Raw genomic sequence first — 417 nt, 5'->3', positions numbered from 1 at the left:
GGTTAAATGAAGCCAAACGCTCACGTGAATCAAATCGAACTTGGAAGCGCTCTAATCGATTCTCAAAACTGTTCAACATTTGCTTTTGATAGCTAAATGGTGCGTCAAGGTATTCGCGCTCTAACCGACGAATTGTGTTGTGCTGAGCATCTTTCGTTAATGCCAAAGCAAAACTAAATTGCATGGATTTTTGTAGTTGTGCATCAGGAGTGTGTACTACGGTATTATTGATGCCAGAAGCACGACCTGGTCGCCACGCTAAGTCATCTTTACCAAGTACACCAGTACCCTTGAAGAGGGTGAGTGCGATTTTGTCTGAGCGTTGCCCCTTGATGATTTGAAACTCTTTAAGCCCACTACCATTAATCACAACGGCTTTATTTGGCTCAGCTAACGCCACAGCACCTTCAGTGGTTT

At 43.9% G+C, this 417-nt stretch carries 1 pseudogene; it reads right to left on the bottom strand.

The window, feature by feature from the left end:
• A pseudogene (locus AB4486_RS24315) lies at positions 1 to 417 on the bottom strand (alpha-mannosidase); the annotation flags it as partial.

The organism is Vibrio sp. 10N.222.55.C6, assembly GCF_041473395.1.
Taxonomy (GTDB): Bacteria; Pseudomonadota; Gammaproteobacteria; order Enterobacterales; family Vibrionaceae; genus Vibrio; species Vibrio crassostreae_C.
This window is presented reverse-complemented; position numbering and strand designations above follow the sequence as displayed.